This is a genomic window from Pseudomonas sp. S3E12 (assembly GCF_001702295.1).
In the GTDB taxonomy this organism is placed as follows: Bacteria; Pseudomonadota; Gammaproteobacteria; order Pseudomonadales; family Pseudomonadaceae; genus Aquipseudomonas; species Aquipseudomonas marginalis.
On the sequence record NZ_MBDT01000008.1, the window covers coordinates 201565 to 215478 of the forward strand.

The 13914-nt window shown below is 60.9% G+C and carries 11 protein-coding genes and 2 tRNA genes; 8 read left to right on the top strand and 5 right to left on the bottom strand.

Going from position 1 to position 13914, the window contains the following annotated elements; genetic code table 11:
• Window positions 1–13: 13 nt before the first annotated feature.
• The 4 genes from groES to BB029_RS11120 form a co-directional block, all read right to left on the bottom strand.
• Window positions 14–310, bottom strand: a complete 297-nt coding sequence (groES, locus tag BB029_RS11105) for a co-chaperone GroES (protein ID WP_003175874.1) — start codon at window positions 308–310, stop codon at window positions 14–16.
• Between the two features lie 247 nt (window positions 311–557).
• Window positions 558–1034 (bottom strand): FxsA family protein, encoded by a 477-nt coding sequence (locus BB029_RS11110; protein ID WP_024077215.1) that lies wholly within the window; start codon window positions 1032–1034, stop codon window positions 558–560.
• 66 nt (window positions 1035–1100) lie between these two features.
• The gene (locus BB029_RS11115; RefSeq protein ID WP_065939207.1) at window positions 1101–1832 is read right to left on the bottom strand and encodes a HugZ family protein; all 732 of its coding nucleotides are present in this window, start codon (window positions 1830–1832) and stop codon (window positions 1101–1103) included.
• A 93-nt stretch (window positions 1833–1925) separates the two neighbouring features.
• Window positions 1926–2933, bottom strand: coding sequence for a DUF481 domain-containing protein (locus BB029_RS11120; RefSeq protein WP_065939208.1), 1008 nt, complete (start codon window positions 2931–2933; stop codon window positions 1926–1928).
• A gap of 144 nt (window positions 2934–3077) precedes the next feature.
• On the opposite strand from BB029_RS11120, the gene BB029_RS11125 reads away from it, so the two are divergent.
• The 4 genes from BB029_RS11125 (at window position 3078) to BB029_RS11140 (ending at window position 7861) form a co-directional block, all read left to right on the top strand.
• Complete coding sequence (locus tag BB029_RS11125) at window positions 3078–3440, top strand: MGMT family protein (RefSeq protein WP_065939209.1); 363 nt, start codon at window positions 3078–3080, stop codon at window positions 3438–3440.
• Between the two features lie 43 nt (window positions 3441–3483).
• Entirely contained in the window at window positions 3484–5016 is a 1533-nt protein-coding gene (locus tag BB029_RS11130; protein WP_065939210.1) for an AmpG family muropeptide MFS transporter, read from the top strand.
• 155 nt (window positions 5017–5171) lie between these two features.
• Window positions 5172–6887 (top strand): proline--tRNA ligase, encoded by a 1716-nt coding sequence (locus tag BB029_RS11135; protein WP_065939211.1) that lies wholly within the window; start codon window positions 5172–5174, stop codon window positions 6885–6887.
• A 20-nt stretch (window positions 6888–6907) separates the two neighbouring features.
• Window positions 6908–7861, top strand: a complete 954-nt coding sequence (locus BB029_RS11140; RefSeq protein WP_065939212.1) for a hypothetical protein — start codon at window positions 6908–6910, stop codon at window positions 7859–7861.
• Window positions 7862–7929: 68 nt separating this feature from the next.
• Here BB029_RS11140 and dinB read toward each other — a convergent pair whose 3' ends face one another.
• Window positions 7930–8988, bottom strand: a complete 1059-nt coding sequence (gene dinB, locus BB029_RS11145) for a DNA polymerase IV (RefSeq protein WP_027605471.1) — start codon at window positions 8986–8988, stop codon at window positions 7930–7932.
• Between the two features lie 282 nt (window positions 8989–9270).
• Here dinB and BB029_RS11150 point away from each other — a divergent pair.
• The 4 genes from BB029_RS11150 to BB029_RS11165 all read left to right on the top strand — a co-directional run bounded on the left by BB029_RS11150 (window position 9271) and on the right by BB029_RS11165 (window position 13882).
• Window positions 9271–9347 (top strand) — tRNA-Met (locus BB029_RS11150).
• A gap of 269 nt (window positions 9348–9616) precedes the next feature.
• Window positions 9617–9693: transfer RNA gene (locus BB029_RS11155), tRNA-Met, on the top strand.
• Window positions 9694–9959: 266 nt separating this feature from the next.
• A complete protein-coding gene (gene mprF, locus BB029_RS11160; protein WP_065939213.1) occupies window positions 9960–12602 on the top strand; it encodes a bifunctional lysylphosphatidylglycerol flippase/synthetase MprF in 2643 nt (880 codons plus the stop codon).
• Complete coding sequence (locus BB029_RS11165; RefSeq protein ID WP_065939214.1) at window positions 12602–13882, top strand: virulence factor family protein; 1281 nt, start codon at window positions 12602–12604, stop codon at window positions 13880–13882. Before mprF ends, BB029_RS11165 begins: the two co-directional genes overlap by 1 nt.
• The last annotated feature ends 32 nt before the right edge of the window (window positions 13883–13914 follow it).

Sequence of the window (13914 nt, forward strand, 5' to 3'; positions counted from 1 at the left end):
ATGAGCGGGGAAATCAGTCTTCCAGAACGGCGAGAATCTCGTTCTCAGCCATAACCAGCAGGTCTTCGCCGTCGACTTTCACAGTGTTGCTGCCGGAGTAAGGGCCAAATACAACCTTGTCACCGACTTTAACGGCCAGCGCACGTACGTCACCGTTTTCCAGAGTCTTGCCTGGGCCTGCAGCGACGATCACACCGTGGTTGGCTTTTTCAGCAGCCGAACCTGGCAGAACGATACCGCCAGCGGTTTTCTTTTCTTCTTCGCTGCGACGGATTACGACGCGGTCGTGCAGAGGACGAAGCTTGCTCATTGTCGATCTCTCCTAATTGGGTTTTTCATCGGCCGGTATCGATACCGGCGGGTTGTATTCCGGCAGTGCCGGTCGCGGTTCGCTGGGCGAAACACGGAAGTCTGTCCGGTGTCGCCACCAGAAACCTTGCGGTGACCGTTACATAAGGGCGCATAAGCTTATTACAAGGGGCCGGCGATGATTTTTTTTGCGTCTGCCAGCCTATAAAAGCAACACGGCACCCGAAGGTGCCGTGCCAGTGAAGCGGTTATTTGCTGTCACGGTGTTCGAACTCGCCTTCGATCACGTCGCCTTCTCGCCCCAACGGTTGGCGCGGAGCCGGGCCGCCACGGGGTTGCAGGTCGTCGGCGAACGCACGTTGGCGAATCGCGGCCTCTTCGGCGCGCTGGCGCATCTTGCCCGCGAGCAATTTGCGGGTGAACGGCAGCAGCATCACCAGTCCCACTACGTCGCTGATAAAGCCCGGCAGGATCAACAGGCCGCCCGCCAACGCCATCATCAGGCCTTCGAGCATGGTCTGGGCCGGCAGTTCGCCGCGGTTCAGGCTCTCACGGGCACGCAGCGCCGTGGCCAGGCCGGCGACGCGCAGCACCAGGACGCCGAGCATCGAGCCGAGAATGATCAGCAACAGGGCCGGGAAAAACCCGATCGCACCGCTGACTTGAACGAATACGAACAGCTCCAACACCGGGAACAGCAGAAAGAGCAATAAAAAAGGGCGCATCAAAAGGTTCCTCAACGCAAGAATGCCTTGCCAGTCCACCTTAGATGACGTCGCCATTTCGTGAATTCAAGCTTCAGCGGCGGCTTTTTTCGGCCAGACCTCGGCGTGGGCCAATGAAACCAGGGCTTCGCGTACTTGTGTCGGCGTGTTGCAAGACGCCGCAAACGGCAGCCAGTGCAAAGCCTGGCCGATGCGCAGGTGCAGGCCTTCGCTATCGATGCCGGCCAATTGCGCAGGTTCGAAAGCAGGCAAGCCGGCCAACTCGACGTAGTGGGCAATGGCCTTGGTGTGATCGCTGTTCATGTGCTCGACCATGCTGCGCTCGGCCTTGCCCGCGAAGGGGTTGGCCAGGGTCAATTGGTCGATCCAGTGAATCGCGCCAAACCCGCCGATATAACGGTGGCGCACCGGCTTGAGCACCCAGAAATCGAAATCGTGGGCCTGGTGGTAGTTGGCCGAATCGGGGAAGTAACGGTAATAGCGCTCGGCCGCCGCTTCAATGGCGGCAGGGTCGTCGAGTTTCTCGGCTTCGGCCAGGTAGGTCAGGCGCCCCACGGCCTGCACGTCATCCGCTTCGCGCTCGCCGACCAGCAGCGAGCACTTGGGATCTTTTTGCAGGTTATGGGTGTGCTGGGCGATACGGCTGATCAGGATCAGCGGGCGGCCCTGCTCGTCGAGGCAATACGGCACGACCGAGCCGAACGGAAAGCCGGGCATGGCCTTGGACAGTGTGGAGAGAGCCCCACGGTATTCCTTGAGCAACAGCTCTCGGGCGTTCTTGGCAACCTGCGCGCTCAACGTATGACTCCTCGGGTATTCAGCCGCCCATAGCGTATGGGAATGGATCTCAACACAAGGTAATCAATCTACGCGCCGGTTGCCAGGGCTCGATTACCAGGCGACGCCGAAGCCTGCGGTATAGCGGGTCTTGCTCAGGCTGCTTTCCGAATCGCCGCTGATCACGTCGCGCTCGGCCTTGAGGTTGAGCGATGCCCACTCGGTCACCTTGTAGCGCAGGCCCATTTCCGCATCCAGGGAGTACTCGGCGGGGCCGTCGATAGGCTTGCCCACCTCGCCATTGGTGAAGAACTCAACGGTCTTGCCCACCAGGTAGCGGTTGTAGTTCCACTTCATGGCCAGGGAATAGAAGTTGTCCTTGCCGCCATCGGCGTACTCGTAATCGGTGCGGTTGACCAGCGAGCCGAGGGAGAACGCACCCAGCTCGTCGTCCCAGAACTGGTAGCCCGGGCCGGTACCGACGGTACGTTGACGCGCCAGGTCTTCAACCTTGTCGCGCTTGTAGGTCAGGCGCCCCTGCCAGAACCAGTGCTCGGTGATGAAGCGGTCCAGGTCATACTCCAGCGCCCAGTTGTCGGTGGTGGTGACGTCGTCCTGGAACTCGCGGTTGTATTCGCCCTGCCCGGTATGGCGCCATTGGCCATGGCGCGCGGAGGTCTTGAAGTCGATGTCGTAGTCGTTGGTGTCTTTTTCGGCGCGCTTGTAGTCCAGCGCCATGTCGACATTGCCCTTCCACACCAGGTCTTCGATCACCGGCTTGGGCTTGATGATCTGCTGGATACTTGCCAGCTCGACGGTCTTGGGCGCCTCGCCATTGGCCAGCACCACCTTGCCATCGTCCGCCGCCTGCAGGGACTTGGCCTTCTCGCCGGTGTAGGCGTCCTGCTTGACCAGCAGCTCCTGGTCGCTCTCCAGGGTTTTCACCTGCTTCCAGTCCACCGGAATGGCGCCGGCGTAGTCGGTCTGGATCAGCAGCTTGCCACCGTCGAAGACCTTGATCTTGCCGGTCAGGCGGTCACCGTTTTTCAACCAGACGGTATCGGCCAGCAGGGGCGTGGAAGCACTGAAGACAGCGAGGCACAGCAGGGTTCTGGACAACATAAGCGGATAGGGAGCTCAAGGTTGGCGAAAAGGGGCGATTATCGTGTTAGATAGCTAGGACTGACTCAAGGATTTGTGTTGAGTTCAATTCTCAACAGCATACTTACAGACGTTTCTTACAAAAGACCGACAATCCCAACGGATATGCCCACAGTGAATCAGCCTGCCGATGCCCCACAAACCCCCGCCGAAATGCGCCGCACCGCGCTGTACCTGACCCTGGCGCAAGTCCCGCCAGGGTGCGTGGTGAGTTACGGCGAACTGGCGCAACTGGCCGGGCTGGGACGCGCCGCGCGCTGGGTGGGTCGCACCTTGAGCCAACTTCCCGAGGGCACCACATTGCCCTGGCATCGTGTGCTGGGTGCCGGTGGTCGGATAAGTCTGCCGGTGGGCAGCGCCTCGGGCGACGAGCAACGGGCGCGCTTGCGCGATGAGGGCGTCACGGTGCGCAACAATCGCGTGGATATTCAGCGCCATGGCTGGCGCCCGGTAGAGCACAGCGGTTAGAGTGCGCGCTTTGTTTCCGTGAATCTGAGGCAGACTCCAGCCCATGCCCCGTAAAACCTGGCGCGCCGCGCTCGCCGCCTATGCCAGCCCCTCGACGTTAGTGCTGTTGTTGCTCGGCTTTGCCGCCGGCTTGCCTTACATGTTGGTGTTCTCGACGCTTTCGGTGTGGCTGCGTGAGGCCGGTGTGGCCCGCGAGACCATCGGCTATGCGAGCCTGATCGGTTTGGCGTATGCCTTCAAATGGGTCTGGTCGCCGCTGCTCGACCAATGGCGCCTGCCACTGCTCGGTAAACTCGGACGTCGTCGCTCCTGGCTGGTGCTTGCACAGTCGCTGGTGATCCTCGGATTGATCGGCATGGGGTTCTGCGACCCGCAGAAACACCTGTCCTGGCTGATCGCCATTGCCGTCGTGGTGGCCTTTGCTTCCGCCACCCAGGACATCGCGGTCGACGCCTATCGCCTGGAAATCGCCGACGACAGCCGCCAGGCCGCCCTGGCCGCCAGCTATATGTCCGGCTACCGCATCGCCGCCCTGCTGGCCACGGCCGGTGCGCTGTTCTTTGCCGAAGGCTTCGGCTCCACCGGCTTCAACTATAAGCACTCGGCCTGGACTGGTACCTATGTGCTGTTCGGCGTGCTGATGATCCCGGCGCTGCTGACCACGCTGTTCATGCGCGAACCGAATGTACCGCTGCGCACCCAGTTGCAGGCCGGGCGCTACAGCTTCGTGCATCAACTGGTGTCGGTGTTTGTGCTGATCGTGTTGCTGGTGTCCGTACCGGCGATGTTCACCCAGCTGTTCAACACCGACTTCGCCAGCGTGCTGTTCCAGGGCGTCAGCTTGTGGGACTTGTTGATGGACGACCGTGCGTTCCTGCGCGCCATTCTCTATATCATTCTCACCACACTGTGCCTTTCGGCCATGGGCCGACGGGGCCTGGCGCCGGTGCTCACGCCGGTCAACGACTTTATCCTGCGCTACCGCTGGCAGGCATTGCTGCTGCTGGGGCTGATCGCCACCTATCGTATGTCCGACACGGTGATGGGCGTGATGGCCAACGTGTTCTATATCGACCAGGGCTTTACCAAGGATCAGATCGCCGGGGTCAGCAAGATCTTCGGCCTGATCATGACCCTGCTCGGCGCCGGCATGGGCGGCCTGCTGATCGTGCGCTTCGGCATCCTGCCGATCCTGTTTATAGGCGGCGTGGCGTCGGCGGGGACCAACCTGCTGTTCGTGATGCTCGCCGACATGGGCCCCGACCTGCAGATGCTGATCTTTACCATCTCCCTGGATAACTTCAGCTCGGGCCTGGCCACGTCGGCATTCGTGGCGTACCTGTCGAGCCTGACCAACCTCAAGTTTTCCGCCACCCAATATGCGCTGCTCAGCTCGATCATGCTGTTGCTGCCGCGCCTGATCGGCGGCTACTCGGGGGTGATGGTGGAGAAATTCGGGTACCACAATTTCTTCCTGATCACCTGCATGCTGGGCGTGCCGACACTGCTACTGATTGCGTTGCACTGGTATCAGGAGAATCGGCGGATGCGGTTGAATCCGCCGGTAGAGGACTGATTCTGGGGGCCCTTTAAAAGCCAGACCGCGGCGCCCCCATCGCAAGCAAGCTCTGCGCCTACAGACAGCCCTGCATTCTGATGCCTGTACGGCGGCAGTTTGCGCCCGTACAATCCCAAGTCATTTCAAGTTCAAGCAACCGACAACGGCCTACCATGCGTACCAGTCAATATTTGCTCGCCACACAGAAAGAAACGCCTTCCGATGCGGTCGTGATCAGCCACCAGCTGATGCTGCGCGCCGGCATGATCCGCAAACTGGCCTCGGGCCTGTACACCTGGCTGCCCATGGGCTTGAAGGTGATGCGCAAGGTCGAAGCCATCGTTCGTGAAGAAATGAACGCCGCGGGCTCTCTCGAAGTGTTGATGCCGAGCACCCAACCGGCCGAGCTGTGGCAGGAATCCGGACGCTGGGAAGAGTACGGCCCTGAGTTGCTGCGCTTCAAGGACCGTCATGGCCGCGACTTCTGCGCCGGCCCGACCCATGAAGAAGTGATCACCGACCTGATGCGCAACGAGTTGAGCAGCTACAAGCAGCTGCCTCTGAACCTGTATCAGATCCAGACCAAATTCCGCGATGAAATCCGCCCACGCTTCGGTTTGATGCGCGGCCGCGAATTCATCATGAAGGACGCCTATTCGTTCCACGCCGACCAGGCATCGCTGCAGGTCACCTATGACCGCATGCACCAGGCCTACTGCAACGTGTTCACACGCCTGGGCCTGAAGTTCCGGGCGGTTGAAGCGGACAATGGCTCCATCGGCGGTGCCGGCTCCCACGAATTCCACGTGCTGGCCAAGTCCGGCGAAGACGATATCGCGTTCAGCAACGGTTCCGACTACGCGGCGAACATCGAGAAAGCCGAAGCCGTGCCACGGGAAACCTCCCGTCCAGCCCCGACTGAAGAACTGCGCCTGGTGGATACGCCAGAAACCAAGACCATCGCGGCCCTGGTGGAGAAATTCAATCTGCCGATTGAAAAGACCATCAAGACCCTGATCGTGCATGCCGAAGAAGAAGGCAAGCTGATCGCCCTGGTGATCCGTGGCGACCACGAACTCAACGAAATCAAGGCCGCTCAGCAACCTGGCGTGGCCAGCCCGCTGGTCATGGCCAGCGATGCCGAACTGCGCGACGCCATCGGCGCCGGTGCCGGTTCCCTCGGCCCGCTGAACCTGCCGTTGCCGATCATCATCGACCGCTCGGTCGAGCTGATGAGCGACTTCGGTATCGGCGCGAACATCGACGACAAGCACTACTTCGGTGTGAACTGGGAGCGTGACCTGCCGGTGCCGACCGTGGCCGACCTGCGCAACGTCGTTGCTGGCGACCCAAGCCCGGACGGCAAGGGCACCCTGGAAATCAAGCGCGGCATCGAAGTCGGGCACATCTTCCAGCTGGGCAACAAGTACAGCAAGGCGATGAAGTGCGAAGTGCTGGGCGAGAACGGCAAGCCGATCACCCTCGACATGGGCTGCTACGGCATTGGCGTTTCCCGCGTGGTTGCCGCTGCCATCGAGCAGAACAACGACGAGAAAGGCATTATCTGGAGTGACGCCCTGGCGCCTTTCCAGGTGGCCCTGGTACCGCTGCGTTACGAAACCGAGCAAGTACGCGAAGCCACCGACAAGCTGTATGCCGAACTCACGGCCGCTGGTTTTGAAGTGCTGCTGGATGACCGCGACAAGAAAACCAGCCCGGGCATCAAGTTCGCCGACATGGAGCTGATTGGCATCCCGCACCGGATCGTGGTCAGTGACCGCGGCCTGGCCGATGGCAATCTGGAATACAAGAGCCGGACCGAAGCCGAAGCCCAACCGTTGCCGGTGGCTGACGTGCTGTCTTTCCTCCAGGCGCGTATTCGTCGCTGAAAACCAGATCAAGAGACGTCATGTTCAAGCGAAACACCAGAGCCCTGGGGGGCGCCGCCTTATGCGGCGCCCTGCTGGTCAGCGGCTGCGCCAATCAGATGTCGCAACGCAGTGAGCACGAGGAGCGGGTCGAGCGTAAGTTGCTCGACCACAGCCTGCAGATCGATGTAGGCGAACCCAAAGTGCTGGAACTGCCGCAACGCCGGATTCGTATTCACGAGCAAAAGACCTTTGAGGTCACCGAATTCGAAGTCACCCGTCGTTACGACCGCTACACGCCTTACCAACCCTGGCGCAAACTCTATGAGATGCCCCTGGGTGCAGTGGCTTTGGTCGCGGGTGCGGGCGCCAACGTGGCCAACATCTTCGCCCTCGGCAACCTGCCGACCAGCATGACCCACGACTGGCTGACCTACGGCGTGGACGGTCTCAACCCGTTCATGAACGTGCAATCCCATGGGCGCGCGCAACAGAACCTGGCGGGTATCGATGAAGTCCAGCGCGACAAACGCGTGGAGTATTCGAGCCTGCCCTGGAGCGAGCGCCCGGTCCAGGTCACCGCCGGCAAACAGACCCATGAGCTGACCACCGACCGCAACGGCGTGCTGCGCCTGAACCTGTTGGACAGCCCGTTTGCCGAGCAGGACCTGAACCGCGTCACGACCTTGAAGATCAGCGTGGAAGATGGCCAGGACGACGTGCACTCGGACTCGACCCTGGCGATCAACAGCACCCTGCGCGGCAAGTTGCTGGAAGCCCACGGCCTGATCTACGACGACCTGGAAGACGATGAAGTCAGCCAGTGGGTGCACCGGGTCAAGCGCCTGTCGGAGCTGGGCCTGGAGGAAGAAGCCAGCGAACTGGAACAAAGCCTGATCGAACTGACCCGCAATGATCCCGAGTTGCAGCAGGAATTCCTGCAGGCGTTGACCAAGGATGCGGGGCGGTTAGTCGCAGATCCCGGAGCACGCTGAGGCTTCGAAAACGCTATCGATCCAAATGTGGGAGGGGGTTTGCTCCCTCCCACATTTGTTTCCGGTTTCTACCAGGAGAACTCTAACTGTTCGTTGCCGCCACTCAGGTCCAGCAACCGCACCCCAATCCCCAACAACCGCACCGGTTTCCCACCGCGATTGAACGCCTGGGTCATCAACTGTTGATAACTCTCCAGATCCCGCGCCGCGCCCGCCTGCTCCAGCGTCGTCTGGGTAAAGTCATGAAACTTCACCTTAACGAACGGCTTGCCCGCCTTGTAGCTGCTGTCGATACGCGCCATGCGCCCTGCCAGGGTCTCCATCAACTCTGGAAGTTTCGCCAGGCAGCTTGAGAGATCCGGCAAATCCACATCGTAGGTATTTTCCACACTGATGGACTGCCGCCGGCTGTCGTTCTGCACCACACGTTCATCTATCCCACGGGCCAGGCTCCACAAGCGCTCGCCAAAGCTGCCGAACTCACGCACCAGCGCCAGCTTGTTCCATTCGCGCAATTGCAGGCAGTCTTCGATGCCCAGGCGCGCCAGCTTGTCTGCCGTCACCTTGCCCACGCCGTGCAACTTGCTTACCCGCAGTTGGGAGACAAAGTCCTCGACCTGATCCGGGGTAATGACAAACAGGCCATTGGGCTTTTTCCAATCGCTGGCGATCTTGGCCAAAAACTTGTTCGGTGCCACGCCGGCGGACACGGTGATGTGCAACTGGTTGGAGACCCGGCGCCGAATGTCCTGGGCGATGCGCGTGGCGCTGCCGCCAAAGTGCGGGCTGTCGGAGACATCCAGGTAGGCCTCGTCCAGCGACAGGGGCTCGATCAGGTCGGTGTAGTCGCGGAAGATCGTCTGGATTTCCTTCGACGCTTCCTTATAGGCATCCATGCGCGGCTTGACGATGGTCAGGTCCGGGCAGAGCTTCAGGGCATGGCGCGACGACATGGCTGAACGCACCCCATACGCCCGCGCTTCGTAATTGCATGTAGCGATCACGCCCCTTCGATCTGCCGATCCACCTACCGCCAGGGGCTTTTGCGCCAGGCTCGGGTCATCGCGCATCTCAATGGCGGCGTAGAAGCAATCACAGTCGACGTGGATGATTTTGCGCTGCGTCATAGATAGAAGGGAGGTGTAATCCAACGGGTGAGCAGTATCGCATTCACCCCTGTATATAGCACCAGTAGTTTGAATCTTCCGCCTAAGCGGTAGGAAATTTCCCAGATGAATTTATTTTCTCAATCGAAATTGGCCCCCCAATAGAGCTGAAACCCTTAGCCCTACTGGCCCGCACGATTGAAATGGCTCTGCTTGGAGAGCTAACCGATTGAACCACAAGCGCTTTTCTTCGATTCACCGGTTGACACACTCATGATCCTCTGTAGAATGCCGACACACAGACGCGGGATGGAGCAGTCTGGTAGCTCGTCGGGCTCATAACCCGAAGGTCGTCGGTTCAAATCCGGCTCCCGCAACCAAACATCAAAAAAGGCTACTCGAAAGAGTGGCCTTTTTTGTTTTAGCGAGCGGGCTTGCCCCGCGCCGGGCCGCGAAGCAGCCCCACACAAGATAGTGTGCACTTCACCACGGACTGCTCCGCAGCCCGGCGCGGGACAAGCCCGCTCACTACAAAAAGCGTTTTCAATCGCGAACTTAGGTTGCATCTCAGCTATTTCACACTTATTTGACCCATCGGCTCATTAACGGTTGACACCTCGCCATCTGGCTGTAGAATGCCGCCCACAGACGCGGGATGGAGCAGTCTGGTAGCTCGTCGGGCTCATAACCCGAAGGTCGTCGGTTCAAATCCGGCTCCCGCAACCAAACATCAAAAAAGGCTACTCGAAAGAGTGGCCTTTTTTGTATCCGATGAAAAAGTTCTTCTGAAACAATGGCATGGCATCTTTCATGAAACCGTACACGGTTTGTAGAGTCCATCTCATTGCACGCTATGCTTACGCCTCTACGACCAATGGCCGCAGTCGCCGCCCCCGGTGATCCGCGTTAATATTTGTAATTATTTTGTCCATAGGGATTGGTAACTTGGCTGGATACCTCCATCCTGTCGCGCACAATCCACGAGGTGATTGATGCGCGCCAACTCGTCTGAACCACAAGACACCGTCACAGCAGAACAACCTATCGCCCCCACCCGCTTGCGCTGGCTGGATCTGTTGAGCAAATACCGGCAACCCATCGGGCTGGCCGTGACCTTGTTGCTGTTCGCAATCGCCCTGATCGCCTGTCGGCACCTGCTATTGGAGCTGGACCTCTACGCCCTCCACGACTCGATCCTGGAAGTGCCCAAACCCGCGTTGCTCGGTGCGTTCGCCGCCGCCGTCGCGGGGTTCGTCATTCTGCTGGGCTATGAGTTTTCCGGCGCACGCTATGCCGGGGTGAACCTGCCGGCCAAGACCTTGGCCCTTGGCGGCTTTACTGCCTTTGCGATCGGCAATGCCATTGGCCTGTCGATGCTCTCGGGCGGCTCGGTACGCTACCGTTTATATGCACGCCATGGCATCGGGGCTTCGGAAGTCGCCCACATGACCGTGTTCGCCAGCCTGGCACTGGGCTGCGCCCTGCCCCCGCTGGCTGCATTGGCCACGCTGAGCAACTTGCCGGCAGCGTCGACCTACCTGCATTTGCCACAAACGGTGCTCGGCGGCGTTGCCGGCGCAGTGCTGTTGCTGTCGGCCATGTTGTGCATCGGCATCTACCGCCGCCGCCTGCCGGAACAACCCTACCCGGACAACCTGCTGGTAAAAGCCGGGCGTCGGACCCTGCGTCTGCCCGGTCGCCGCCTGACATTCCTGCAACTGATCATCACCGCACTGGACGTGGCCGCCGCCGCCACCGTCCTTTATCTGCTGCTGCCGGAAGCACCGCCTTTCGGCCCGTTCCTGCTCGTGTACCTGCTGGCGCTGGCCGCTGGTGTGCTCAGCCATGTGCCAGGGGGCGTGGGCGTATTTGAAGCCATCCTGCTCGCCGCATTCGCCGACAAGCTCGGTGCCGCGCCATTGGCTGCGGCCCTGCTGCTGTACCGCATGATCTACGTGGTCCTGCCGCTGCTGATCGCCTGTGTGTTCCTGCTGGTCAACGAGGCCCAGCGCCTGTTCCAGACTCAGCAAAGCCTGCGGGTAGCCTCGGGTTTGGCAGCGCCGGTGCTGGCCGTACTGGTTTTTTTGTCCGGCGTGGTCCTGCTGTTTTCCGGCGCCACGCCAGAAATCGACTCACGCCTGGAAAACATCGGTTTCCTGATCCCCCACCGCCTGATTGACGCCTCGCACTTCGGTGCCAGCCTGATCGGCGTGCTGTGCCTGTTGCTGGCCCAGGGCCTGCGTCGACGCCTATCGGCTGCGTGGATGCTGACCATGGTGCTGCTGCTGGTGGGCGCCCTGCTCTCGCTGCTCAAGGGCTTCGATTGGGAAGAAGCCAGCCTGATGACCATGACGGCGATACTGCTGGCGATCTTCCGCCGCTCGTTCTATCGCGCCAGCCGCCTGACCGAGCTGCCTTTCTCACCGCTGTACCTGGTGGCCAGCGTCTGTGTGCTGGGGGCTTCTATCTGGCTGCTGCTGTTCGCGTATCAAGATGTACCGTACAGCCATCAACTGTGGTGGCAGTTCACCCTCGATGCCAACGCCCCGCGCGGCCTGCGTTCGCTGCTGGGCGCCGCCGTGCTGCTGGTCATCGTCTCGTTGACCTGGCTGCTGCGCACCGCACGCCCGGTGATCCACCTGCCGACACCCGAGGAGCTGGAACGCGCCAGCAAGATCCTGATGGCATCGTCGCAACCCGACGGCGGCCTGGCGCTGACCGGCGACAAGGCATTGCTGTTCCATCCGAATGACGAAGCGTTCCTGATGTATGCCCGTCGCGGCCGCAGCCTGGTGGCCTTGTATGACCCGATCGGTCCGACCCAGCCCCGTGCCGAAATGATCTGGCAGTTCCGCGACCTGTGCGACATTCATCATGCGCGCCCGGTGTTCTATCAGGTACGCGCCGAGAACCTGCCCTATTACATGGACATCGGCCTCACCGCGATCAAGCTGGGCGAGGAAGCCCGCGTCGACCTGAAACGCTTTGACCTGGAAGCCAAGGGCAAAGAGATGAAGGACCTGCGCTACACCTGGAACCGCGGCACCCGGGATGGCCTGTCCCTGGAGATCTTTGAACCCGGCACGGCACCGATGGATGAATTAAAAGTCATCTCGGACGCCTGGCTTACCGGTAAGAATGTGCGGGAAAAAGGCTTTTCCCTCGGACGCTTCAGCGACGACTACCTCAAGCACTTTCGTATCGCGATCATTCGCTTCGAAGGCCGCCCGGTGGCCTTCGCCAACCTGCTCGAGACCTACAACCACGACCTGGCCAGCCTCGACCTGATGCGCGCCCACCCGGATGCGCCCAAGCTGACCATGGAATTCATGATGGTCGGCCTGATTCAACACTATAAGAGTCATGGCTATGCCCGCTTCAGCCTCGGCATGGTGCCGTTGTCGGGCCTGCAACCGCGACGCGGCGCACCACTGACACAGCGCCTGGGCTCGATGGTGTTCCGTCGCGGCGAGCAACTGTATAACTTCCAAGGCTTGCGCCGCTTCAAAGACAAGTTCCAGCCTGACTGGGAACCCCGTTACATGGCTGTGCCCGCGGGACTTGACCCGCTGGTGGCACTGGCCGATACCGCCGCCCTGATCGCGGGCGGCTTGACTGGATTGGTGAAACGCTGATGATTCGACGCTCCTGGCGGTATGTATTGGCCTTTGTAGTGCTGCTCGCCCTGGTCCTGGGTGGCGGCTTTTGGTTCTGGAACCGCCCTGCCCCGCAGCCGACCCTGGAGCAACTGCCCCAGGCCGACGGCTCGGTGATGACCCGCGTGACCCCGGCCGGCACCCCGAAAGCCCGCGTCGCGGTGGCGGTGATGGCTGACGAAACCCTGACCGATAGCCAGCTGATTACCCTGAGCCAGGGCGGCAAGGCGCAGATCGTCCAGGTGATCCTGCCAAAGGATGACTGCAAGCTGCAGGAACAAGCGCTGCAAAGCGCCCTGGGCCAGCTCAAGGGCCCCGCGACCCTGGTCAGCGGCATCGGCCCTGGCGCCGCCCTCGCCTGGCGCTGGCTGGCCACTCAGAGCGACGACAAGGCCAACGCCATCTCCGTCGGCTTCGCGTTGGTGCAGGAAGGGTGCAAGGACCCACTGCCGAAAACCGCCGCGCATGGTAATTGGCTGGTGGCCTGGAACGACAACCCTGACGATGAAAGCGCCAGTTTCGTACGTGACACCCCGCGTGCCACCACCAGCATCAGCGACTACGACATTCACTATCCGCAAGTGCTGAACAACGAACTGCGCAAGCAACTGGTGGGTTCGGACAACGGCGGCCTGGCGATTCCCGTGGTGGAAGTGCCGGCTGGCCAGGCCAAGGACACCGTGACGCTGTTCCTTTCCGGTGATGGCGGCTGGCGTGACCTCGACCGCGACGTGGCCGGCGAAATGGCCAAGATCGGCTACCCGGTGGTCGGCATCGACACCCTGCGCTACTACTGGCAGCACAAGACCCCGGAACAAAGCGCTAAAGACCTCACCGAACTGATGCAGCACTACCGGCAGAAGTGGGGCACCAAGCGCTTCGTGCTGACCGGTTACTCCTTCGGCGCGGACGTCCTGCCGGCGATCTACAACCGCCTGCCGGAAAACGAGCAGCAGCGTGTGGACGTCATCATCCTGCTGGCCTTCGCCCGCACCGGCAGCTTTGAAATCGAAGTGGAAGGCTGGCTGGGCAACGCCGGCAAAGAAGCCGCGACCGGCCCGGAAATGGCCAAGCTGCCGGCTGACAAGGTGGTGTGCATCTACGGTGCCGAAGAAGTCGACGAGAGTGGCTGCACCGACAAGACCGCCGTGGGCGAGGCGGTGAAACTGCCGGGCGGGCATCACTTCGATGAGAACTACCCGGCACTGGCCAAGCGGTTGGTGGATATCATCGTGAAGCACCAGGCCAAAACCGAATAAACCCGAGCCTTACACAAATCAAACTGTGGGAG

Bases quoted from the DNA above. Each gene is read 5' to 3' on its own strand.
- groES (WP_003175874.1), bottom strand. From the start codon at position 310: ATGAGCAAGCTTCGTCCTCTGCACGACCGCGTCGTAATCCGTCGCAGC.
- BB029_RS11110 (WP_024077215.1), bottom strand. From the start codon at position 1,034: ATGCGCCCTTTTTTATTGCTCTTTCTGCTGTTCCCGGTGTTGGAGCTG.
- BB029_RS11120 (WP_065939208.1), bottom strand. From the start codon at position 2,933: ATGTTGTCCAGAACCCTGCTGTGCCTCGCTGTCTTCAGTGCTTCCACG.
- BB029_RS11125 (WP_065939209.1), top strand. From the start codon at position 3,078: ATGCCCACAGTGAATCAGCCTGCCGATGCCCCACAAACCCCCGCCGAA.
- BB029_RS11130 (WP_065939210.1), top strand. From the start codon at position 3,484: ATGCCCCGTAAAACCTGGCGCGCCGCGCTCGCCGCCTATGCCAGCCCC.
- BB029_RS11135 (WP_065939211.1), top strand. From the start codon at position 5,172: ATGCGTACCAGTCAATATTTGCTCGCCACACAGAAAGAAACGCCTTCC.
- BB029_RS11140 (WP_065939212.1), top strand. From the start codon at position 6,908: ATGTTCAAGCGAAACACCAGAGCCCTGGGGGGCGCCGCCTTATGCGGC.
- dinB (WP_027605471.1), bottom strand. From the start codon at position 8,988: ATGACGCAGCGCAAAATCATCCACGTCGACTGTGATTGCTTCTACGCC.
- mprF (WP_065939213.1), top strand. From the start codon at position 9,960: ATGCGCGCCAACTCGTCTGAACCACAAGACACCGTCACAGCAGAACAA.
- BB029_RS11165 (WP_065939214.1), top strand. From the start codon at position 12,602: ATGATTCGACGCTCCTGGCGGTATGTATTGGCCTTTGTAGTGCTGCTC.